We start from the raw sequence: 22,177 nt of genomic DNA, 5'->3' as shown, positions 1-22,177 counted from the left end.
TGCGGAGTGCGTAGGTGGGTGGACGGATCGTCGGTGGGGGTGGGTTCGCCGGCGGGTGCACCGGCCGGTGGGTGCCCGCGACGCCGGCTAGGCGGCGTCGCCGAGGCGGAGCACCAGCGCCGAGTTCGACCCCATGAGGCCCCGGCTGAGGACCAGCGCCGTGCGCGGTTCGGCGGCACGGGCCCGTCCGGTGACGAGGTCGAGGTCGTGGCAGATGTCGAAGACGTTCGGGGTGGGCGGGATCAGGCCGTGCTCCATCGCCAGCACCGCGGTGGCGGCGTCCAGCACGGGCGCGGCGCTGTAGGCGCGGCCGAAACCGGACTTGGGCGCCGTGACCGGAACCCGGCTCGCGTGGGCGCCCAGGGCGTCCGCGAGCGCCAGCGCCTCGGCACGGTCGGCCGCCGGGACGCCGAGCGCGTCGGCGAAGACCACATCGATCTCCTCCGGGGCGCAGTCGGCCTCGGCGAGGGCCACCCGCACGGCCTGGGCCAGCCCCTCCCGGGACTCCGCCCAGCGGGCGGCGCCGGTGAACGTCGCCCCGTGCCCGGCCAGGACGGCCCGCACGGGCACGCCCCGCTCCCGGGCGGCGCGTTCCGCCTCCACGACGAGCATGGCGCCGCCCTCGGCGGGCACGAACCCGCCGGCCGAGGAGGCGAACGGACGGTAGGCGCGGTCCGGATCCTCGCTGGTGCTCAGCTCCTCGTACCCGAGCTGGCAGACCATCGAGTACGGGGCCAGCGGCGCCTCGGTCGCCCCGGCCACCATCACGTCGGTGCCGCGCCGCACCGCCCGCGTCGCGTGGGCCAGCGCGTCCAGACCGCCCGCCTCGTCGGAGGCGACCACACCGCAGGGGCCCTTGAAGCCGCGGCGGATGGAGATCTGGCCGGTGCTCGCCGCGTAGAACCAGGCGATCGACTGGTACGGCCCGACATAGCGGCTGCCCTTGTCCCACAGCTGCTGGAGTTCGCGCTGGCCGAACTCGCCGCCGCCGGAACCGGCCGCGGTGACCACCCCGACCGAGAAGGGCCGTTCGTCGGTGTCGGGCCGGTCGAGGCCGGCGTCCCGCAGCGCCTGGTCGGCCGCTGCCATCGCGAAGTGCGTGAACCGGTCGGTCTGGACGAGGTAGCGCTCCTCGACCGCGGACGGCGGGTCGAAGTCGCGGACCTCGCCGGCCACCTTCAGCGGCAGGTGCCCGCATCCCTCGCGGCTGATCCGGTCCAGGACGCCGATGCCCTCCCGGGCGGACTTCCAGAAGGTCTCGGTACTGGTTCCGTTGGGCGCGACCACGCCGATGCCGGTGACGGCCGTGCGCCGGGGCTTCGGTTCGCTCATCGTGATGTCTCCCTCGGCAGGGTGAGGATCACCGCGGACTGGAAGCCGCCGAACCCGCTGCCCACGGAGAGGACGCTGTCGAGCTTGCGCTCGCGGGCCACGCGCGGGACGTAGTCCAGGTCGCACTCGGGGTCCGGGGTCTCGTAGTTCGCGGTGGGCGGGACCACCTGGTGGGCCAGGGCCAGCACACAGGCGACGACCTCGATCGCGCCGATCGCGCCCAGCGAGTGGCCCACCATGGACTTGATGGAGCTCATCGGCGTGCCGTAGGCGTGCGTGCCCAGGACCCGCTTGACCGCGGCGGTCTCGTGCCGGTCGTTCTGCTGGGTGCCCGACCCGTGCGCGTTGACGTAGTCGACGGCCGTGGGGTCGAGGCGGGCCTGGTCCAGGGCGTCCTGGATGGCGCGGGCCATCTCCAGGCCCTCCTTGGTCAGCCCGGTCATGTGGTACGCGTTGCCGAAGGTGGCGTAGCCGCTCAGCTCGCAGTACACATGCGCGCCGCGGGCCCGGGCGTGCTGCAGCTCCTCCAGGACGAGGACCGCGCCGCCCTCGCCCATGACGAACCCGTTGCGGTCGGCGTCGAAGGGGCGCGACGCGTGGGCGGGGTCGTCGTTGTTGGGGGAGGTCGCCTTGATCGCGTCGAAGCACGCCATGGTGATCGGTGAGATCGGCGAGTCCGAGGCGCCGGCTATGCAGATGTCGGCCCGGCCCTCCTCGATCATGTGGAAGCCGTACCCGACCGCGTCGAGTCCCGAGGTGCAGCCGGTGGAGACGGTCTGCACCGGCCCGCGCGCCTCGAACCGTTCCGCGACCGTCGAGGCCAGCGTGGCCGGCGTGAACGCCCGCTGCAGATGCGGGTCGGCCTGCCGGTGGTCGACGTCCCAGCGCTGTCCGCCGTTGCTGACGAGCACGTAGTCGTGCTCCAGCCGGGTCGTGCCGCCGACCGCCGTGCCCAGGGAGACACCGACGCGCCACGGGTCCTGCGCGGCGAGGTCGAGGCCGGAGTCCCGCACCGCCTCCTCGCCGGCGACCAGCGCGAACTGGATGTACCGGTCGTTGCGGGCGATCTGATCCTCGGTCAGCCCGTGCGCCGCCGGGTCGAAGTCGCACTCGGCGGCGATCTGGGACCGCAGCCCGGAGGGGTCGAAGAACGAGATGCGCCGGGTCGCCGTGCGCCCGCTGGACAGCAGGTCCCAGAACCGGGGTACGCCGATGCCGTCCGGGGCGACGACGCCTATGCCGGTGACCGCCACCCGCCTGGTCATGACAGCGCCTGACGGTGCGGGTCGGACGGTCCGCCGCCGACCCGCGCCGCCTCCACACCGACCGGTACGGGCGCGGTCTCCTCGGTGTCGACGTGGCCGAGCGGCGGGCTCGGGGCGAGCGGACCGAGGTGGAAGACGATGCGCGCCTCCACGTCACCGACGTTGCGGAAGCGGTGGCGCACATGCGTGGGGATCAGCAGGCCCTGCTCGGGCCGCAGGGGGTGCGGCTCGCCGTCCAGGTCCACCTCCAGTCGCCCGCTCACCACGTAGATGAACTCCTCGGAGTACGGGTGGTAGTGCTCGGCGATGCGGTCACCGGGCTGCACGAGGGCGACGCCCATGAAGCCGCTGGTGGAGCCGACGGTGGCGGGGGTGAGCATGGCGCGCAGGTCGCCCCCGCGCCGGGTGTTGGGCTCGACCTCGCTGAGGTCCACGATTCCGGGATGGCTTTTGATCACGACGTACCTCCGAACATGCGCTGCAACGACAGGGTGGGCGGCCGGCACGGTCCGTGGGACCGGCGGGGATCAGGCTTCGGGCGCCTGGCGGTCGGTGACGAGTTCCATGCGGGAGACGGCGGCGCCGGCCGCGCCGTGGGCCTCGGCGTCGAGGAGCGCGGCCAGTTCGGCGGCCTGCGCGGGGTCGGCGAGGCCGAGGACGAGGTCGGGGTCGAGTCCGCGGCGCAGGTCGACCAGGCGCACGACGATGTCGTCGCGCTGGAAGATCGTGCTGCGCAGCACCGGGGCGCCGGGGGCGTCGGCCGCGGCCTCGTCCTGCCGGGCGAGCAGCTCCGCGAGCCGCAGTCCCGCACCCTCGCGGGCCGGGTAGTACAAGGCGTGCCGTACGGCGTCGTCGTTCTCCTGACCGGCCGTCACATGGTGGACGGCGGGCAGTGCCGCACGGGTGAAGAAGACCCGGGCGGACTCGGGGTCGTCGAGGTCCCGGTCCTGCTCCAGATAGGGGTTGATGGCCTCTTCGACGGCCCGCACCTCGGGCTGCCGGGCGACGTGGCGCAGCGCGGCCAGCAGGTCGCCGCGCACCTCGATGGCCCGGACGACACGGTTGCCGTGCATGAACAGGGAGGTGCGGCAGAGCCGGGTGGTGTCGTCGACCCGCGGGTCCGGTGAGGTGTACCCGGAGAGGATCCTGGCGACGGTCGCCTCGCTGCCGGGCTTCACCGTGAAGGTGAGCGCGTGCCGGATGAGCCCGTCGCCGATCCGCGGGGAGGTCTGCAGCCGGCGCTCGCCCGACGCGGTGTCCGCCGCCGGGCCGCCGGTCTCGCGGACGATGTGGAAGCGCAGCGACCTGGTGTCCCGCACGCAGCTGTGCAGCGGTTCCACCATGTGCACGTGCTCCTCGCTGTTCACCCAGGTGAGGAACGGCGGGGCGCTCTCCCACTCACTGGTGATCAGCCACTGCGAGGGGTTCTCGATGGACTGGCACAGCTGGTCGCTGACGTGTCCGGGAACGGACGCGACCTGGTTGCACAGCTGCTCGTACGCCTCCAGGAACTGCTGCTGGGCGCCGTCGTAGACGTCCACGAGGAGGACGACGCGGAGTCGGGATCCGTCGAAGACGGACTGCGAGACGCGTTGTGCCGCCTGTCGCAGCAGCGAGTCCGGTACACGTTCGGAAGTGGTGGTCATCCTGCGCACAGCTCCTTCGCGGGGCGAGGGGAGGGGTGAGGGGCCTAACCGGCCTCGTGGTCTAGACGACGGTCATGTGGTCTAGACGTCGTCGTGACTTGATCCTCAGCCCGCTCCTGGAAGCGCGCGACTCGGGTGCACTACGCGGGTGACCGGCCCGCCGAACGGGCGGGGCGCGGCTCAGACGAGGTGGGCGAAGACCACCAGGTTGTCGGTGTAGTCCTTGGCCTTGCGGTCGTAGTCACCCGCGCAGGTGATGAGCCTGACCTGGGCCCGGGCGGTGTCGGCGTACACGCGCTCGCTGGGGAAGTCGTCCTTCTCGAAGGTCTCCACGCTGTCCACGACGAAGTTCGCGGTGCGTCCGTCGGCCCGCTCGACCTGGAACCTGTCGCCCTTCTTCAGCTCGCTCAGTCCCACGAACACGGCCGGCGCGGTCGCGGTGTCGACGTGGCCGGCGACGATCGACGTGCCCGTCTCGCCGGGGGAGGCGCCCTTGGCGTGCCAGCCGACGAGGTTGGTGTCGTCGGCGGGGGGCGGGTTCAGCTGTCCCGTGGGGCCGATCGCGAGGTCGGTGAAGGGGGCGTCGACCGAGATCCTCGGGATGAGCAGGCGTACGGGCTCGGACCGCGGCAGATGCTTGCCCTCCGGGCGCAGGGCGGGCCGCCCGGCGGGCTGCCCGGCCGGGGGAGTCTGCGAGGCGGAGTACGTGGTGCGCGGGGCGGGGGAGGCGTCGGCCGAGGCGTTGTCGGACGGGGTGTCGTTGCCGCCGAACAGGCTTACGGCCAGTACCAGGGCGACCGCGGCGCCCAGCACCATCACGGGGGTTCGGGATCCTCGCCCGGACGCGTCAGGACCGCCGGGTCCGTCGGGGCCGTTGCCGGGATCGTTTGTGGGGGAGGAAGGGGGGACTGCCATCGGGGACCACCTCACCAGGGCACGGCAGCAGGTCGGACGGGGGGAAACGGCGAGGGCCGTCACGCGGGGCGAGCGTGACGGCCCTGTCGGCTATCGCGTCGGGCATGGTCAGGCCACGCTTCCGACGGCCCTCTTGCGGCGCGCCGCGTAGAGGCCGGCGCCGGCGACGCCGAGGACGGCGAGCCCGCCCGCGGTCACGGACGGCGTGGCCAGCCCGCCACCACCGGTGTGCATGCCGCCGCTGGGCTTCTCGTGCTTCCAGCCGCCGTCCTCCTTACCGCTCCAGGAGCCGCTGTCCTCCTTGCTCCACTCCTTCTCGCCCTTGTCCTTGTACGTCTCCGGGTCGAACTTGGGGTCCGCGCCCACCGCGGTCAGCGCACCGCCACCGGTGTGCATGCCGCCCCAGGGGGAGTCGTGGTCCTTGTCCCACTCCTTGTGGTCCTTGTCCCACTCCTTGTGGTCCTTGCTCCACTCCTTGGTGTCCTTCTCCTCCTTGCTGTGGGACGAGCTCTTGTCGCCGTCCCATTCGTCGCCGGCCGCCCAGGCCCCGGGGGCGCTGAGAACGAGGACGGTGGAAGCCGCCGCGGTGGCCAGGAGCATACGAGCAGAGTGCATCTGACGTTCCTTCCGTCGTGGGGCCGGCAGCTGGCGCTTCGTCAGCTGATACGACCGGCCCTCGACGTGATCCACCGTCAGGCAGACGGAGCGGGGCCACCACTGGGGAGGATCACACGGGTGAACCGCCCGGACGCGAAACCCTGGCGCCGGACTCGCGCCCCTCTCCGAACAAGCTTGTACGGCAAGGGAGTTGACGACTGGTGTCCTGCCCCTGATGGGTCGTCGGTTTCTGCGCCAACGGGTGACACGGGCGGCCGGAGGGGCGGCGACGGTGTGACCGCACAACAAAGCCGGCCGACCCCTCCAGGGGGCCGGCCGGCTGTCGTTCCCGTCGTCAGCCGGTCGCCAGCAGCGTCTCCAGCGCGGCGCGCAGCGCCGCCTCGGCGTCCGCGTCCGGACCCGTCGACCGCCAGGCCACGAACCCGTCCGGACGCACCAGCACGGCGCCCTCGGGGCTCGTTCCATGGGCCGCCGACCAGTCGGCATCGCCCTCGGGGATCAGCTCGGCATCGGGCCCCTCGCCGATCCGGTACGACTGGAGCGGTACGGGCGTCCCCTCGGCGAGCCGGAGCGCGGCGGCGTGCCAGCCGCCCGGGTCGCCGGCGCCGCTGAGCAGGACGAACGACCGCTCGTAGAGGTCCAGGGTGGAGATCCGGTCACCTCGATGGCGTACCGCCAGATGGGGTGCCCTGCTGCCGGGTTCGCCGGAGAGGCCGAGCCGCTCCGGGACGACCGGGCCTGCGGGGTCGGCGCCGAGGACGGCGCCCTCGGGGTACCGGTAGCCCAGGGCGACGTTGAGGATGCCGCGCTGCGGCCCGCCGGCGCCTCCGCCACCGCCGCCGCCCGCGCCGGGCGGCGGGGCGAAACCGGGATGGCTGTGCTCCACGGAGCGGGCGGCCGCGCGGGCACTGGTCGCCTCGGCGACCGGGCGGCGCTCGGCGTCGTAGGTGTCCAGCAGCCCCTCACCGGCCCAGCCGCCCAGCACCGCGGCCAGCTTCCAGGCGAGGTTGTGCGCGTCCTGGATACCGGTGTTGGAGCCGAACGCCCCGGTGGGCGACATCTCGTGGGCCGAGTCGCCGGCCAGGAAGACCCGCCCCGCGCGGTAGCGGCGGGCGACCCGCTGGGCGGCGTGCCAGGGCGCCCGGCCGGTGATCTCCACGTCGAGGTCGGCGACCCCGACCGCGCGCCGGATGTGCTCCACGCAGCGCTCGTCGGTGAACTCCTCCAGGGTCTCGCCGTGTTCGGGGTGCCAGGGGGCGTGGAAGACCCAGTTCTCCCGGTTGTCGACCGGCAGCAGGGCGCCGTCGGCGTCCGGGGCGGTCAGGTAGCAGACGATGAAGCGACGGTCGCCCACGACGCCGGCGAGGCGACGGGAGCGGAAGGTGATGCTGACGTTGCTGAACAGGTCGCCCGGGCCGCTCTGGGCGATGCCGAGCTGCTCGCGGACGGGACTGCGCGGGCCGTCGGCGGCCACGAGGTAGTCGGCCCGGATGGTGGTGTGCTCGCCCGTCTCACGGCTCTTGACCACGGCCGTGACGCCCGAGGGGTCGCTGTCGAAGGACAGCATCTCGGTGTTGTATCGCAGGTCGCCGCCGAGTCGCCTGGCGTGGTCGAGCAGGACCGGCTCCAGGTCGTTCTGGCTGCACAGGCACCAGGAGCTGGGGCTGAACCTGGCGGGTCCGCCGCCCGCCTCGATCTCCTTGAACAGCCACTCGCCCGCGTCACCGACCAGCGTGGGGGTCTGGAGGATGCCGTGGTTGTCGGCCAGGGTCGCCGCGGCCTCCCGGATGCCCGGCTCGACGCCGGCCGTCCGGAACAGCTCCATCGTGCGGACGTTGTTGCCGCGTCCGCGCGGGTGGATGGACGTACCGGCGTGACGCTCCACCAGGATGTGGGGCACCCCCAGCCGTCCGAGGAAGAGTGAGGTCGAGAGGCCGACGAGGGAACCGCCGACGATCAGGACCGGGACCCGTTGGGTCGTGGGGTCGGTTTGGTCGGCTCTTTGGGTCATCGCTCGCCTCCAGCGCAGGGTGTCCGCCGACTCGGCCGGGTGCGGCCGGGGGCTTCATCCATGCCCCGTGCCACGGGCCGGGGCCCAGGCTTCACCCGCTTAACGCGCATGGTTCGCCGAGTCGGCGGGCAAAGGCCCCGACCGCGCTCCCGGATCAGGGGCCGTGGCGGCCGAGGGCGGTGACGATCCGCTCGAAGCGCTCGTGCATCTCCACGGCGGTCTGTTCCGGGTGGTGGTGCCACCAGGAGACCGCGGCGCTGACGGCGCCGTACCAGAGGTGGGTCGCGAAGTCGGCGTCCAGCGGCTCGGTGGCGGCCGAACCGCCGAGGTACGCGGCGACGCCCACCGCGCCCAGCCGGTTGAGCCGCCTGCGGTGGACCGAGGCCGCCGTGTGCAGGTCGGTGCCGGCCGGCAGCGTGGGGTCGTAGACGAGCTCCCAGTCGTGCGGGCGGGACTCCAGGGCCAGGAAGACCGCCCGGAGGGTACGCGCGGCCCGGGTGAGGTCGGCCGGACCCTCCTGCGCCGCCTCCACGGCCGCGACGAGCCGGGAGCCCGCGCGGTCGAGGCAGGCCAGGTAGAGGCCGTCCTTGGAGCCGAAGTACTCGTAGATCATCGGCTTGGAGATGCCCGCCCGCGCCGCCACGTCCCTGGTGGAGCCGCCCGCGTGGCCGCGGCGGCCGAACTCCTCGGCCGCCGCGTCGAGGATCAGCAGCTCCCGGTCCTTGCGGGGCATGCCCTTGGTGCCCACCGTGCGCGGGGCGTCGGAGTCCTTGCTCATGCGTCCCATCCTATGCGAAAGTGACCGCCCGGTAATTTACCCGACGTTCAGATCGGTGGTGCGGACGTGGACGGCAGGACGCGGTCGTGGTGGGGATGGGGTCATGTCGAGGACGCGGTGACGGGCCGGGAACGCGCCGAACTCACCGGCCGCACGGCGCAGTTGCTGCCGGACGCCGACCTGACCGCGCACCCGGAGCCGCCCGTCGGGTCCTTCGGGGTGCGCCCCAGCCGGGTCCAGCCGCCGCCCGCGCTGGCGGCACTCGCCTCCGAGGACGTACGGGACCGGCTCGCGCACAGCCACGGCCAGGCGTTCCGCGATGTCGTACGGGCGCTGCTGGGCAGGCTGCCGCATGTGCCGGACCTCGTCGTACGGCCGACCTCGGAGGAGCATGTCGTCCAGGTGCTGGAGTGGTGCGACGCCGCCAAGGTCGCCGTCGTCCCCTTCGGCGGGGGCTCCTCCGTCGTGGGCGGCGTCGAGCCCCGGGTGGGGGACGACTACGCCGGAGTGGTCAGCCTGGACCTCACCGCCATGAACCGGGTCCTGGAGGTCGACGCCACCAGCCGGGCCGCGCTCATCGAGGCCGGAGCGCTCGGCCCGCACCTGGAGCGCCGGCTGCGGCCGCACGGGCTCACCCTGCGCTTCTTCCCCCAGTCCTTCGAGTTCTCCTCGCTCGGCGGCTGGCTGGCCACCCGTGCGGGCGGCCACTTCGCCACCCACCTCACCCACATCGACGACCTCACCGAGTCACTGCGCGTCGTCACACCCGCCGGCGTCGTGGAGACCCGCCGCCTGCCGGCATCCGGCGCCGGGCCGTCGCCCGACCGGATGTTCCTCGGCTCCGAGGGATCGCTCGGCGTCATCACCCGGGCCTGGGTCCGCCTCCAGGACCGCCCCCGTTGGCGCTCCGGCGCCTCGGTCTCCTTCAGCGACCACGACGCGGGCGTCCGAGCGGTCCGCGCGCTGTCCCAGTCGGGTCTGAACCCCGCCAACTGCCGTCTCCTGGACCCCGTGGAGGCGTTCCTCAACGCCGGTTCCCCGACCGCGGTCCTGCTCCTCGGCTTCGAGTCCGCCGACCATCCCGTCGACGCGTGGCTGGACCGGGCGCTGGAACTGTGCCGGGACCACGGCGGCACCCTGCCCGAGCCGCCCCGCCACACCGACGGCGCCGACCGCACCGGGGACGCGCGCACCGGGGCCGCCGACACCTGGCGCTCCGCCTTCCTGCGCATGCCCTACCAGCGGGACGCGCTCGCCGCCCAGGGCATGATCGTGGAGACCTTCGAGACGGCCTGCACCTGGGACCGGTTCGACGCGCTGCGCGCGGCCGTCGACGCCGCCGCCCGGGACGCCATGCGCCAGGTCGGCGCGACCGGCGTGGTGACCTGCCGCTTCACCCACGTCTACCCCGACGGCCCGGCACCGTACTTCGGTGTGTACGCCGCGGGCCGCTGGGGCAGCACGGTGGAGCAGTGGGACGAGATCAAGCGGGCCGTCTCCGAGGCGCTGATCGCGGGCGGCGCCACCATCACCCACCATCACGCGGTGGGCCGCGACCACCGGCCCTGGTACGACCGGCAGCGCCCCGACCTGTTCGCCGCCGCCCTCCGGGCCGGCAAGAAGGTCTTCGACCCGTCGGGAATCCTCAACCCCGGCGCGGTCGTCGACCCCCTGCCCTGACGGCCCGGCCCGGCGGCGGCGCCGGGCCTACGTCGAGTCGCCACCTCTCCACGAACCTACGGAAGGGTCCATTTCTGGTTGGGTCCGGTGTGGCAGGTCCACAGGTGGACGGCGGTTCCGTCGTTCCAGGTGCCGCCGGACGCGTCGAGGCACTTGCCGGACTGCGGGTTGCGGACGGTGCCGTCGGCCTGCGGCGTCCATTTCTGGGCGCCGGTGTTGTTGCAGGTCCAGAGCTGGATCCTGGTGCCGTCGGCGCTGCCGCCGCCGGAGACGTCGAGGCACTTGCCGAGCGCCCGGACGCTGTTGTCGCTGCTGATGGTCCAGGTCTGGGCGGCGGAGTTGTTGCAGCTCCACAGCTGGACCTTGGTCCCGTCCGCGGTGCCGGCGTTGTCGACGTCCAGGCACTTGCCGTTGACGCCCTTCACCGCACCCGAGCGAGGACCGGGCGTCGTACCGCCCGCCTCGTCGATCCGGATGTCGCGGAAGGCGACCTCGTCCCCGGCACCGTGGTTCTGGATGCCGATGTGCCCCTGGCGGAGGCTGCGGGCGGGGTCGGTGTTGGTGAAGTCGTTGATCCTGCGGCCGTTGAGGAAGATCTCCAGCCGTTCGCCGGTGACCCGGAGTTCGTACGTGTTCCACTCGCCCGGCGGATTCAGCGCCGCGTCCCGGGCCGCGATGTCGGCGGACTTGAACCCGTAGACGGAACCTGTCGTGCGGTCGGTGGCGTCGGTGGCGTCGATCTGGATCTCGTAGCCGTTGTTCACCGCCGACCACGGGTCGTCGGAGGCGGGGAAACCGATGAAGACGCCCGAGTTGTCGTCACCGGCGGCCCTCCAGTCGAGCTTGAGGGAGTAGTCGCCGGTGAACTCCTTCGCGGAGTACCAGAGCATGCCCAGCCCGCCCTGGGAGGTCAGGCTGCCGTCGGCGAGGGTGAAGCCGCCGGGGCCCGCCTGACGCCAGCCGGTGGTGGACGAGCCGTCGAAGAGGGAGGTGTAGCCGGTCTCGGGCCGGCAGTCCGCCTCCGTCATGCCGGAGGCCCAGCGGATCCCGCCGAGGAGATGGCGGCGGAACGCGGGTTCGGCGAACGACTCGTCGGTGTGCCCGCCGCCGGTGTAGAAGGCCCGGCCGCCCTGGTAGTCCTTGCACCAGGCGATCGGGTGGTCGCCGGACATGTTGCCGCCCGTGTAGCTGGACTCGTCGAGGGAGGCCAGCACCCGTGCCGTGGTGCGCGGATTGGTGCGGTAGTTGTACCACTCGTCGGTGCGCTGCCAGGTGGCGCCCAGATGGGCGGTGGCGTCGTGCGCCCGGTTCTCGACCTCGACGGTCGCGGACTGGATGGCCGGGTGGGAGTGGAACAGGGCGCCTGCCAGACCTTCGTAGAACGGCCAGTTGTACTCGGTGTCGGCCGCCGCGTGGATGCCGACGTAACCGCCACCGCCCTTGATGTACTGCTCGAACGCCGTCTGCTGGGCGTCGCCCAGGACGTCCCCGGTGGTGGAGAGGAAGACGACCGCCCGGTACTGGCCCAGGTTGCCGGTGGTGAAGACCTGCGGGTCCTCCGAGGCGTCGACGGTGAAGTTGTTCTCCGAGCCGAGGGACCGCAGGGTGGCGATGCCGTCGTCGATGGAGGAGTGCCGGAATCCCGCGGTGCGGGAGAACACCAGGATCTTGTAGGCCGGGTCGGCCGCCGCGACCTGCCGGGTGGAACCGGACGGCTCCTCGGCGGCGGCCGGCGCGGCGCCGGCCTGCGGGGTCAGACAGAGCACGAGGCCGGTGAACAGGCCGAGCAGGGTCTTGAGTCGCGTACGCATGTCGTGTCGCCTCCTCTCTACGGAAGGGTCCATTTCTGGTTGGGTCCGGTGTGGCAGGTCCACAGGTGGACGGCGGTTCCGTCGTTCCAGGTGCCGCCGGACGCGTCGAGGCACTTGCCGGACTGCGGGTTGCGGACGGTGCCGTCGCTCTGCGGTGCCCACTTCTGGGCGCCGGTGTTGTTGCAGGTCCAGAGCTGGACCTTCGTCCCGTCGGCGGTGCCGCCGCCGGAGATGTCGAGGCACTTGCCGAGCGCCCGGACGGAGCCGTCGCTGTTCGGCGTCCAGGTCTGGGCCGTGCTGTTGTTGCAGGTCCACAGCTGGACCTTGGTGCCGTCGGCGGTGCCGGCGTTGTCGACGTCCAGGCATTTGCCGTTGACGCCCTTCACCGCACCGGAACCGGTCGTGCCGCCGGAGGTGGTGAAGGAGAACTCGTCGACGTCGAACAGCGAACCGGCGCCGCCCTTGAACACCAGGTACAGCCGGGTGGAACCGGCGGGCTGGTTGGCGAGGCCCACGGTCACGTCCTGGAAGGTCTCCCAGCCGCCGGTCACCGGCACGGTCGCCGTGCCGAGCAGGGTGCCGGTCGGGGAACCGGTGCGCACCTCGATGGTGCCGCCCGCGCCCGCGGAGGACACCCGGGCGGTGAACCGTGTGGTGTTGTCCAGGGCGTACGGCGTGAAGGAGATCCAGTCGCCGTTCTCGATGTGGCCGACGGTCCTGCCGCCGTGCGCGGGAGCGTGGCTGACCACCTGGACGCCGGCGGAGTCGCCGTAGTGCTCGGCCTGCCGGTGAGAGGGCTGGGCGACATGCTGGTCGTGCGTGGTGAGCGCGGGCTGGCCGTTCGCGCCCTTGTCGGTGTACTCGGCGTCGATGACCCCGAAGATGTTGGCGTTCGGGTCGTGTTCGCCGTCGGCCAGGGTCTGCAGGGTGCCGGTGCAGCCGGTGGCCGAGGTCTGCGGGTGGCCGTGGCTGTCGTGTCCGACGATGAAGGACACCTTCACCTTGGAGCAGTCGATGGTGCCGTCCTCCGGGTCGGTCACCGTCACCCTGAACGGGATCGCCGCCCCGAAGTCGTAGATGCGGCCGTCGTCGGGCAGGTCGATCCGCACCGTCGGAGCGGTGTTGCCGACGGTGAGCCGCACGGACGCGGTCGCCGTCTTCCCGGTTGGGTCCGTCACCTTCAGCGTGGCCGTGTACTGGCCGTTGGCCGTGTAGGTGTGCGAGGGACTCGCGGCGGTGGAACTCGTTCCGTCGCCGAACGTCCAGGCGTACGAGAGCGTCCCGCCGTCCGGGTCCGAGCTGCCGGCCGAGGAGAAGGCCACCGCCAGGGGCGCGGTTCCGGAGGTGACGTTCGCCGCGGCCTGGGCGACCGGTGCGAGGCCGTCGGTCACATGCTCGATGCGGTACAGGGCGGAGTTCGCGTCCCCGTTGAAGTAGCCGGTGCCGTAGTCCAGGACGTACAGCGCGCCGTCCGGGCCGAAGGCCATGTCCATCACCTGGGTGCCGCTCCAGGGAACGGGGTTGATGGACTGCACGGTGCCGTCGGCGGCGGCCTCGACGCGCTTGATCCAGCGGCGGCCGAACTCCCCGGCGAAGTAGTCCCCGTCGTACTCCTGGGGGAACTTGACCGCGGAGGTGGAAGCGGCGTCGTAGCGGTAGACGGGGCCGCCCATCGGTGACTCCGAGCCGCCGCCGAACTCCGGTACGGAACCGCCGTTGTAGGGGATCCACGCCGGTTGCGCCGGGGGCAGGTCGGTCAGGCCCGTGTTGCGCGGTGAGGTGTTCCTCGGTGCGGAGCAGGAGAACTTGGCGCCCGAGGTGCCGGCGCCGAAGTCGTAGTCCGTGTAGGCGTCGTTGGCGCCGGTGCAGTACGGCCAGCCGTAGTTGCCCGCCCGCGTGATCCGGTTGAACTCGACCTGGCCCTCCGGCCCCCGGGTGGCCTGCGCGGTTCCGGCGTCGGGCCCGTAGTCACCGAGGTAGACGATGCCCGTGGCCCTGTCCACGCTCATCCGGAAGGGGTTGCGGAAGCCCATCGCGTAGATCTCCGGCCGCGTCCTCGCGGTGCCGGGCGCGAAGAGGTTGCCGCTCGGGACGGAGTACGTCCCGTCGGCGTTCACCTTGATGCGCAGCACCTTGCCGCGCAGGTCGTTGGTGTTGCCCGCGGAGCGCTGGGCGTCGAAGGCCGGGTTGCGGGAGGCCCGTTCGTCGATCGGGGTGTAGCCGTCCGAGGCGAACGGGTTGGTGTCGTCGCCGGTCGAGAGGTAGAGGTTGCCCGCCGCGTCGAAGTCGATGTCACCGCCGACATGGCAGCAGGTTCCGCGTGAGGCCGGTACGTCGAGGATCTTCGTCTCGCTCGCGGTGTCCAGCGTGCCGTTGGTCCGCAGGACGAACCGGGAGAGCCGGTTGACACCGTCGAACGGTGTGAAGTCGGCGCTGGTCCCGTCGCCGGGGGCGTCGCCGGCCGGCGTGCTGAGCTTGGGTGCGTAGTAGAGGTAGACGAAGCGGTTGGAGGTGAAGGACGGGTCCACCGCGATGCCCTGGAGGCCCTCCTCGTCGTGGCTGTACACGTCGAGCTTGCCCGCCACGGCGGTGTTGCCGTCGGCGTCGGTGAGCCGGACGGTGCCGTCGCGGGAGGTATGCAGTACGGAGCGGTTCGGCAGGACGGCGAGGGTCATGGGCTCGCCCGTCTCGGCCACGCCCTTGGCGAGCGTGATCTGCTGGAACTCCACGGCTTCCGCGTTCGCGCCGTCGGCCGGACCCGGCGGTGCGGCCGATGCAGCCCCCGGCGTCAGACAGCCGACGGCGCACACCAGCGCCAGTGTCAGCGAGCGGATGAGGCCGGGTCTGAGCAGTCGTGTGCGCACAGACGTCTCCCGAGGTGTGGGGATGACAGCAGGACAGGACCTGTCCTGCCTAGGGGAGAACCGGCGCGCGCCGTCGCGCCGTCGAACGAACCGGCCCGCATCAGCATGACCGGTTCATTTCAAGGAAGTTAGCGGCCTTGGTCCTGGCGCGTAACCCCTTTCGCGTCAGAACTCTCCGCTTCTTCCGTGATCAGGACAAAGTGAGGGGGGCGGTCCGGGGCGACCGGCCGAGATGGGCGGCGCCGACCGTGCTTCGAACGCGCGGAGTGGGGGACTTGGAGATCAGGCCAGGTTCCAGCGGCGTACCCCATGGGGGCTGACCCGGCCAGGCTCCCTTGGTTCGGCCCATGAGCCGAGGGGGCCGAATCAGCGTGTCTGAGGGCCCGGGTCATGTCCGGGGTCCGGCTCGTGCCCGGGTTCGGCCCTCGCGTCGGGACGGCCGGGCAGGGCCGTCAGAGCGGGCCGCCGTGCTCGCGTACGCGCTGCGCGACCTCGCGGAGCTTGACGTTGTGGGTCTGCGAGTACCGGCGCAGGACGTCAAAGGCCTGTTCCTCGGTCAGATCGCGGCTGCCCATCAGGATGCCCATGGCCTCACCGATGGTGTGGCGGGTGTCCAGGGCCCGCTCCATCTGGGCGTGCGAGCGGGCGCTGGAGAAGGCGACCGCGGCATGGGAGGCGAGGAGCCACCCGGCGAGTTCACTGGTCTCGGTGAACGCGCCGGGCCGGGAGGAGTAGACGTTCAGGGCGCCGAGGTCCTCGTCCTCGGTGTAGAGCAGAAAGCCCATCATGCTGCCCACGCCCAGCTCGCGGGCCTGCGGCACGTAGGCCGGCCAGCGAGGCTGGTCCTGGGTGAAGTCGCGGATACGGAACACGCGCTCGTCGGTCTCGGCCTGGGCCACGTCGAAGCAGGGGCCCTCGCCCAGCCGCTCCTGCAGGAGGTCGCTGGCCACGACGAGCTGCTCGGTCGGCGCCAGCGTCTGGATGCGGTCGCCGTGCAGGACCAGGATGCCGGCCGCCTCGCAGCCCTCGACCAGCTCGACCGCGGAACTCGTGATCCGCTCCAGCGTGCCGGAGAGGGAGTCCTGCGACAGCAGGTCCCTCGCCATCGATGCCATCTGCTGTGCGAAGAGCGCCCAGTCCATAGTCCCTGCCACCTCCGGCTCCGCCAGACCCGGGCTCCCGGGTCTGGCGCAAGCTTCGCAGCATCGGACGGGTTCGGGCGCTGCCGCCGGCTCGTGTCCCCGTGTGGCGGGCTGCGCCTGGAGAGGGTCCGCCCAATCCGGGCGGGGCGTTACGCCGCGGGGCGGGCGCGGTCGGTCACCAGTAGTGCCGTCGGCCGGCGACCGCGTGACCCATGGAGCCCATGACCCACAGGACGGCGCCGATGACGGCCAGGATCAGGCCGATCGTCCACAGGATCGAGATGCCGGTGATGAAGCCGATGATGAGCAGGATGATGCCTATGAGGAGCATGACGGCCTCCGTGTGAAGTGATGCAGTTACCGCTGTGAACCAAAACGGGCCCCTTGAAACACGCGGGAGGAAATCCCGGGGCTCCGGCGGTACCCCTTCGGCATCCGACGACAGGCCCCGGGCGGATCAGGCGACCAGCAGACGCAGTCCGAGTTCCGCGGCGTCGAGACCGGCCAGGTCCCGGTTGCGCTCGGCCCACCGGCCCGTGGCGAGGTCGTCACGGAGCCGGCTCACGGCCCGCTCCTCGGCCTCCGCGCCCACCCGCGTCCACACGGACACCGCACGGCGCACCCGCTCGTCCAAGTACGCCTCCGGCCGCCGCCAATGCGCCTCGAAGAAGCCGTCGGCACAGTCCCACGGGATGAGCACCGGCTCCAGCCGGGCCCCGATCGCCCGCGCCAGCTCGTCCACCGGCGGACGGCCCGCGACCAGATCGGCCACCTCGGGCAGATAGTCGCGCGTGAGCCAGAACCGGTGGTGCCAGCCGGCTCCACTGGCGTCATGCGTGAACACCACCACCCGGCGCGCCACACGCCGCATCTCGCGCAGCCCGGCGACGGGGTCGTGCCAGTGATGGACGGTGCTGAAGGCCATGGCCGCGTCGAAGGACTGGTCCTCGAACGGCAGGTTCTCCGCGGTGGCGGCCACACACGGCGCCGCGCCCCTCGGACGCTGCGCCCGCATGACCGCGGACGGCTCCACCGCCGTGACCTCGCGGTCCGCGGGCTCGTAGGAGCCGGTGCCGGCACCGACGTTCAGTACCGTCCGCGCGTCCCCCAGCGCGTCCCAGACCCGTGCCGCGATCCGCGGCTCGGTGCGCCGCGTCGCCGGATACGCGGACCCGATGGCCTCGTACAACTTCGCGCCGAACAATCGCAGTTGCTCCGTGGGTGTGGTCCTGATCCCCATCGCGCGTGCCTCCACTTCCCGGTCGATCGCCGTCACCATGGCGGCTGCCTGGTCGCGTTGCTCCAGCAGGAGGCCGCGCAGACGGCGCAGCCGCTCGACCGCGTCGGTGGCCGGGTCGTCGATGAGATCCGCGATCTCACTCAGCCCGAAGCCCAGCCGCCGGTGGGCGAGGACCTCCCGCAGCCGTTCCACGTCGTCCGCCGAGTAGGCGCGGTATCCGGACGCCGTCCGCGCGGACGGCCGTACGAGGCCGATGGCGTCGTAGTGATGCAGCGTTCGGACGCTGACACCCGCCAGCCCGGCCACGCGCCCCACGGTCAGGATCTCCTCCATGCCCTCGACCATGCGGCATCACGTCACGTCAGGGTCAAGAGTCCGGCGCCCCTGATCGTCGGGACGGGGTATGGTCCGGGCATGCCCTCCGACCTTCCGCCCTCCTGTCCCGCGTGCGGCGAGCCGATGAGCTTCGGCGGGCTGGTTCTCTGCGACCGCGAGGGCGTGAACGCCTGCCGCGGAGTGTGGGGTTGTCCTCTGGGTCATGTCTGGTGGCAGTGGGCGGACCGGCCAAAGACCCCGCCGGAGCCCTGTCCGTACCCGGACCTGTTCCAGGGGTGAAGTCGCCCGGCCGCGACCATGGCCGGCCGGCGTGCGGCGGAAGTCGCTCCCCGGACAAGGGAGTTGGTTCCGCCCCGCTCCACCCCGCGTGATCAACGGACGACGTCGAAGACCTGCTTCTGCAGCCCGTTGGCGTACGCCTCGTGCTCGATCAGCTGCAGCTTCTGGGTGTCCTTGTCCGTCTCACTGAACAGTCGCTTGCCCGCGCCGAGCAGCAGCGGGAAGGCGAGCAGGTGGTAGCGGTCGATGAGACCGGCGTCCGAGAGGCCGCGGTTGAGGGTGGCGCTGCCGTGCATGATGATCGGGCCGCCCTCGGTCTCCTTGAGCGCGGCGACCTCGTCGAGCGAGCGGAGGATCGTGGTCTCGCCCCAGTTCGAGACGAGGTCGTCCTCGGTGAGCGTGGTGGAGACGACGTACTTCGGCATGAGCTTGTAGTCGGCGAAGTCCTCCATGTCCGGCCACACGGGGCTGAACGCCTCGTAGCTGGTCCGGCCCAGCAGGATCGCCGACGCCTCCTTCTGCTCCCGGCCCTTGATCTCGAACGCCTCGGGCAGGAACTCCACGTCCTTGAAGGTCCATCCGGAGTTCCGGTAGCCGGGCTCGCCGCCCGGGGCCTCCACGACGCCGTCCAGGGAGACGAAGGCGGAGCTGATCAGAGTGCGCATGTCGGTCCTCGCTGAGTCGTATCGGTTCGTTTGTCGTGCGGCCGTCGTGTGCTCCGGTCGAACAACAGGTCAGACAGTGGGTCGTGCGGAAACTCATCGGTGTGGGGTGCGGAAGTTTCGAGCCCGTGCGGGCGGTGCCTCTTCCCGCGGTTCGCTCACAGGTAGTCGACCCTGTCCCGTACGTCTCGCGCCACCGGAACGCGGTTGACTCCGGGGGTGGGATATCGGCATAGTATTTCGACGAGACGGAACGGTCCGTCTCGCTTGGTCGACCGTGGGGGAGAAGTGGTGCGGCGCATGCCCCCCTCATGCCCCCGCGACGGTCGGCTTTCCGCTCGCCGGCGAGTAGACGAGCACCACGACGCCCGTGTCGAGGACCTCGGTGCGGACGTGCTCCAGACGGTCCTGGAAGCCGTCCGCGGCGAGTGTTCCGCCGCCCGCGATCACCGGGTGGACCCAGAAGTGGATCTCGTCCAGCAGGCCGTGCGACAGCAGGGACTTGGCCACGGGCCCGAAGCCGTACATGAGGATGTCGCCGCCCGGCCCGTCCTTCAGCGCGGCGATCGCCTGCACCGCCGTGTCCCGGGGCAGCACCGTGGTGGTGCCCCAGGCGCCGCCGTTGAGCGTCGAGGAGACGACGTACTTGTCGATGTCGTTCATCCGGTCGGAGAAGGCGTCGGCACCGGCGCGCCGCGACCACGCGGACTCGAAGTTCACGTAGGTCTCCCGCCCCATCAGCAGGGCGTCGGCGGCGAAGAGCAGCTTGTGGGCGTACCGCTCCAGGTCGTCGCTCCAGTAGTCGAAGGACCACCGGTCGAGCTTCTCGATGTCCCCGTCGAGGGAGAGGTACGTCGAGTTGATGATTCTGCGCATGGCGGTTCGGCTCCTTGACCGAGAGGGAATCCCCGGGGACCGGTTCGGCCGGCCGACAGATGGGCGGCCGGTCGGTGAAGAGTGAATCAAGTTGCCTGCTCGCGGCAGGCGTTGGAAGATTTCGCGCCGGTCGGGCGCGGCCGTCCCAGCATCGGGCCGGGGGAGCCGGCCGACAAGGCCGGAAGGGAGCACGCTGCGTTGAGCGTGGCTACACGACGAGGAGAGGCATGCTGGAACGACTGGAGCTGGAGGCGTTCCTCACGCTGGCCGAGGAACTCCACTTCGGCAGGACGGCGGCGCGTCTCCATGTCACGACCAGCCGGATCAGCCAGACCATCAAGCGACTGGAACGCCGCGTCGGCGCCGAGCTGTTCGTCCGCAACAGCCGCAGTGTGACGCTCACCGAGGTGGGCAAGCAGCTCCGCGAGGATCTGCTGCCCGCCTACGAACAGATCGGCGTGGGCCTCGCCCAGGCCGTCGCCTTCGGCCGCGGGGTGCGCGTCAAGGGCGTCCTGCGCGTCGGCTGGTCCGCGCCGTGGTGCGGGAACCTCATGGTGCGTGCCGCCGAACTGTTCCGCGTACGGCACCCGGAGAGCGACGTCGGGTTCGAGATCGGCGAGGTCCAGCTCTGCGACCCCCTCGGCGGTATGCGGGAGGGCCGCATCGACGTACAGCTGACCGAATTCCCCATCGCCGAGCCGGACATCACCACCGGACGCCGGGTGTTCTCGGAACCCCGCTCCCTCATGGTCCCGGCGGACCACCCCCTCGCCCGCAAGGAGTCCGTCTCGCTGGAGGACCTCGCCGACGCGGTCCTGATCACCCTCGCCGACGCGCGCATCCCCCGCTACTGGATGGACCGCTACTTCCCCCGCCGCACTCCCTCCGGCCGCCCGATCCCGCAGGGGCCGGCGACCAACTACTGGCCGGAGGTCCTCGTGCATGTCGCCGCCGGCACGGGCGTCAGCACCGTCGCCGCCCGCGCCGAACACTTCCACGCCCGGCCGGGTCTGACCTTCGTGCCGTTCCGGGACGCCTCGCCCATCGACTACGGACTGATGTGGCCCGCGGCGGGCCGCAACCCGCTGCTCCCGCCCTTCCTGGACGTCGTCGACGAACTCGCCCGGAACCAGGGAACGTGAGCGCCCCGGATCGGGCACCATCGAAGCCGACGAGGGCAACGGCCGGAACGGCCCGCGGGGCCGGAGGAAGGGAAGCGGTGCATGGAACGGTTCGAGACGGAGAGCCTGGCTCTTCTGCCTGGCCAGAGGGTGCGGGCCAGGGTCGTCAGCCACCATCCGTGGGGCGTGGCCGTGGAGATCGAGGGCCATGAGAACGCGGGACTGGTGGCCTCCGTCGACATGTTCGAGCACTTCTCCCGGACCACGAGCAGCTACGACGAACTCCTCGCGCTCTTTCCGCCCGTCGGCGAGTGGATCGACGCGGTGATCGAGCGCATCAGCCGCCTGAACCCGCCGGTGTCGGTCCGGCTGAGCATCCGCCCCGCCGACCTCCAGGCCCTGGTCAGGACCTGCGACTTCTGCGGCGACCCGATCACCCTCAGCCCGGGCGGCGACGCCCTGTTCCTGGAGTCCCGAAGCCACGACGGCCCGGGCAGCAGCACGGTCGTCTCCCACCGCCACTGCCTCGCCGAGCGCATCCGCCCGGGCAACGGCGGAGAACGGGCCCGCGCACTGCGCATCGGCCGGACGGACTGAGGGCGATATCGCTTGCCGCGCAGACCCGACAGGGAAGGTTGCCCCCGTGATCGATCGAGAGGCCGCGATGCGGACCGTCGGGCGGCTGGTGCGGGGGGTCGATCCGGGTCGGCCGTGGAGACGGTTCGGAGGGGTTCGGGTCGCCCGGGTTCGTGATCGCGGGTGCGGTGGGCGCGCTATTCGGAGCCGGTCACAACCCGTGGTTGTGTCAGGGTCAGCGTGCGGCGGTCGTGGTCGATGTTCGTGATGACGACGGCCATGTCGTCGCCGACGGCACTGCGCGCGGGCGCCGAGGGCGTGGCATCGAGGTCCTCGGGCCGGACCAGGCCCTCGATGCCATCGGCGACCCTGACGAAGACACCGATCGGGGTCAGCCGGGTGACCCGCCCCGGTAGCCGCTGCCCCACCGAGTGGCTCTCGGCGAAGGCCCGGAAGGGGTCCGGCCGGAGCGCCCGCAGGGACAGCCCGGCCTCACCGTGCCCATCGTCGAACTGGAGGAACTCGCACGACACACGCTGACCCACCTCGACGACGTCCGTCGCCGAGTCGAGGCGCCGCCAGGACAGTTCGGGAACGGTGATGAACCCGACCCCGGGGAGGACGGGATGCCCGGGGCCCTCGTCCAGCGCCACGAAGACACCGAATCGCTCGATGGCCGCGACCGTGCCGGACAGGACCTCGCCCGGGCGGCGCGCCTTCAGGAACGCCCACAGTTCCGGATGCTCGGTCGCGGTCATCGCGAGCCGGACCAGGCCCGCGTCCGGATCGACGGCGATCACCTCGCCGGTGACCCGCTCACCGACCCCCACGGCCGCGGACCGCGTGCCACTCCAGGAGACGTCCGACGGCCGGACGGTGCCCAGGGGGCGGGCGGGGAACCCGTCGAGGGTGATCGTCACCCCGCCGCGATCCGGGACCTCTGCCACGGTCCCGCCGCACACGTCGCCGATGCGGATGCCCGACAGGAACTCCCGAACCTTCTGATCATCCGACTCGGCCGCCAC

Annotated in this window: 19 protein-coding genes; 3 read left to right on the top strand and 16 right to left on the bottom strand. The window is 71.7% G+C overall.

Features of this window, described 5'->3' with window-relative positions:
* Nucleotides 1-87: 87 nt before the first annotated feature.
* The 8 genes from ABT296_RS18125 to ABT296_RS18090 form a co-directional block, all read right to left on the bottom strand.
* The gene (locus tag ABT296_RS18125) at nucleotides 88-1,332 is read right to left on the bottom strand and encodes a ketosynthase chain-length factor (protein ID WP_351928354.1); all 1,245 of its coding nucleotides are present in this window, start codon (nucleotides 1,330-1,332) and stop codon (nucleotides 88-90) included.
* Complete coding sequence (locus ABT296_RS18120) at nucleotides 1,329-2,597, bottom strand: beta-ketoacyl-[acyl-carrier-protein] synthase family protein (protein WP_351928353.1); 1,269 nt, start codon at nucleotides 2,595-2,597, stop codon at nucleotides 1,329-1,331. The genes ABT296_RS18125 and ABT296_RS18120 overlap by 4 nt, the downstream gene beginning before the upstream one ends.
* The gene (locus tag ABT296_RS18115; RefSeq protein WP_351928351.1) at nucleotides 2,594-3,055 is read right to left on the bottom strand and encodes a cupin domain-containing protein; all 462 of its coding nucleotides are present in this window, start codon (nucleotides 3,053-3,055) and stop codon (nucleotides 2,594-2,596) included. Before ABT296_RS18115 ends, ABT296_RS18120 begins: the two co-directional genes overlap by 4 nt.
* Nucleotides 3,056-3,124: 69 nt before the next feature.
* A complete protein-coding gene (locus ABT296_RS18110) occupies nucleotides 3,125-4,243 on the bottom strand; it encodes a SchA/CurD-like domain-containing protein (protein WP_351928349.1) in 1,119 nt (372 codons plus the stop codon).
* Between the two features lie 180 nt (nucleotides 4,244-4,423).
* Nucleotides 4,424-5,158, bottom strand: coding sequence for a class F sortase (locus ABT296_RS18105; RefSeq protein WP_502977275.1), 735 nt, complete (start codon nucleotides 5,156-5,158; stop codon nucleotides 4,424-4,426).
* 108 nt (nucleotides 5,159-5,266) lie between these two features.
* Nucleotides 5,267-5,773 (bottom strand): hypothetical protein, encoded by a 507-nt coding sequence (locus ABT296_RS18100; RefSeq protein WP_351928347.1) that lies wholly within the window; start codon nucleotides 5,771-5,773, stop codon nucleotides 5,267-5,269.
* 337 nt (nucleotides 5,774-6,110) lie between these two features.
* Nucleotides 6,111-7,787: an FAD-dependent oxidoreductase gene (locus ABT296_RS18095; RefSeq protein ID WP_351928345.1), complete on the bottom strand. Its 1,677-nt coding sequence runs from the start codon at nucleotides 7,785-7,787 to the stop codon at nucleotides 6,111-6,113.
* Between the two features lie 154 nt (nucleotides 7,788-7,941).
* Complete coding sequence (locus tag ABT296_RS18090) at nucleotides 7,942-8,565, bottom strand: TetR/AcrR family transcriptional regulator (RefSeq protein WP_351928344.1); 624 nt, start codon at nucleotides 8,563-8,565, stop codon at nucleotides 7,942-7,944.
* Between the two features lie 66 nt (nucleotides 8,566-8,631).
* Between ABT296_RS18090 and ABT296_RS18085 the strand changes: the two genes are divergently transcribed.
* Nucleotides 8,632-10,245, top strand: a complete 1,614-nt coding sequence (locus ABT296_RS18085) for an FAD-binding oxidoreductase (RefSeq protein WP_351928342.1) — start codon at nucleotides 8,632-8,634, stop codon at nucleotides 10,243-10,245.
* Nucleotides 10,246-10,301: 56 nt separating this feature from the next.
* Here the strand turns inward: ABT296_RS18085 and ABT296_RS18080 are convergent, their stop codons facing one another.
* The 7 genes from ABT296_RS18080 to ABT296_RS18050 all read right to left on the bottom strand — a co-directional run bounded on the left by ABT296_RS18080 (nucleotide 10,302) and on the right by ABT296_RS18050 (nucleotide 19,455).
* Nucleotides 10,302-12,056, bottom strand: coding sequence for a ThuA domain-containing protein (locus ABT296_RS18080; protein ID WP_351928340.1), 1,755 nt, complete (start codon nucleotides 12,054-12,056; stop codon nucleotides 10,302-10,304).
* A gap of 17 nt (nucleotides 12,057-12,073) precedes the next feature.
* On the bottom strand, nucleotides 12,074-14,920 hold the full coding sequence (locus ABT296_RS18075) for a PQQ-dependent sugar dehydrogenase (RefSeq protein ID WP_351928338.1): 2,847 nt from the start codon (nucleotides 14,918-14,920) through the stop codon (nucleotides 12,074-12,076).
* A gap of 452 nt (nucleotides 14,921-15,372) precedes the next feature.
* Entirely contained in the window at nucleotides 15,373-16,062 is a 690-nt protein-coding gene (locus ABT296_RS18070; RefSeq protein WP_351928336.1) for a GAF and ANTAR domain-containing protein, read from the bottom strand.
* A gap of 175 nt (nucleotides 16,063-16,237) precedes the next feature.
* Entirely contained in the window at nucleotides 16,238-16,393 is a 156-nt protein-coding gene (locus ABT296_RS18065; RefSeq protein ID WP_351928334.1) for a DUF6131 family protein, read from the bottom strand.
* Nucleotides 16,394-16,519: 126 nt separating this feature from the next.
* The gene (locus ABT296_RS18060; RefSeq protein WP_351928332.1) at nucleotides 16,520-17,635 is read right to left on the bottom strand and encodes a MerR family transcriptional regulator; all 1,116 of its coding nucleotides are present in this window, start codon (nucleotides 17,633-17,635) and stop codon (nucleotides 16,520-16,522) included.
* A gap of 374 nt (nucleotides 17,636-18,009) precedes the next feature.
* The gene (locus ABT296_RS18055; RefSeq protein WP_351928330.1) at nucleotides 18,010-18,582 is read right to left on the bottom strand and encodes a dihydrofolate reductase family protein; all 573 of its coding nucleotides are present in this window, start codon (nucleotides 18,580-18,582) and stop codon (nucleotides 18,010-18,012) included.
* Nucleotides 18,583-18,888: 306 nt separating this feature from the next.
* Entirely contained in the window at nucleotides 18,889-19,455 is a 567-nt protein-coding gene (locus ABT296_RS18050) for a dihydrofolate reductase family protein (RefSeq protein ID WP_351928328.1), read from the bottom strand.
* Between the two features lie 227 nt (nucleotides 19,456-19,682).
* On the opposite strand from ABT296_RS18050, the gene ABT296_RS18045 reads away from it, so the two are divergent.
* Together ABT296_RS18045 and ABT296_RS18040 are read left to right on the top strand one after the other, a co-directional pair.
* Entirely contained in the window at nucleotides 19,683-20,597 is a 915-nt protein-coding gene (locus ABT296_RS18045; protein ID WP_351928326.1) for a LysR family transcriptional regulator, read from the top strand.
* 81 nt (nucleotides 20,598-20,678) lie between these two features.
* On the top strand, nucleotides 20,679-21,173 hold the full coding sequence (locus ABT296_RS18040; RefSeq protein WP_351928324.1) for a hypothetical protein: 495 nt from the start codon (nucleotides 20,679-20,681) through the stop codon (nucleotides 21,171-21,173).
* Between the two features lie 176 nt (nucleotides 21,174-21,349).
* On the opposite strand, the gene ABT296_RS18035 is transcribed toward ABT296_RS18040, so the two are convergent.
* Nucleotides 21,350-22,177 carry a S1 RNA-binding domain-containing protein gene (locus ABT296_RS18035; protein WP_351928322.1) on the bottom strand — a complete coding sequence of 276 codons (828 nt, stop codon included), beginning with the start codon at nucleotides 22,175-22,177 and terminating at the stop codon, nucleotides 21,350-21,352.

Origin of the sequence: Streptomyces sp. NPDC000983, from assembly GCF_040299205.1 — a bacterium.
Taxonomy (GTDB): Bacteria; Actinomycetota; Actinomycetes; order Streptomycetales; family Streptomycetaceae; genus Streptomyces.
This window is presented reverse-complemented; position numbering and strand designations above follow the sequence as displayed.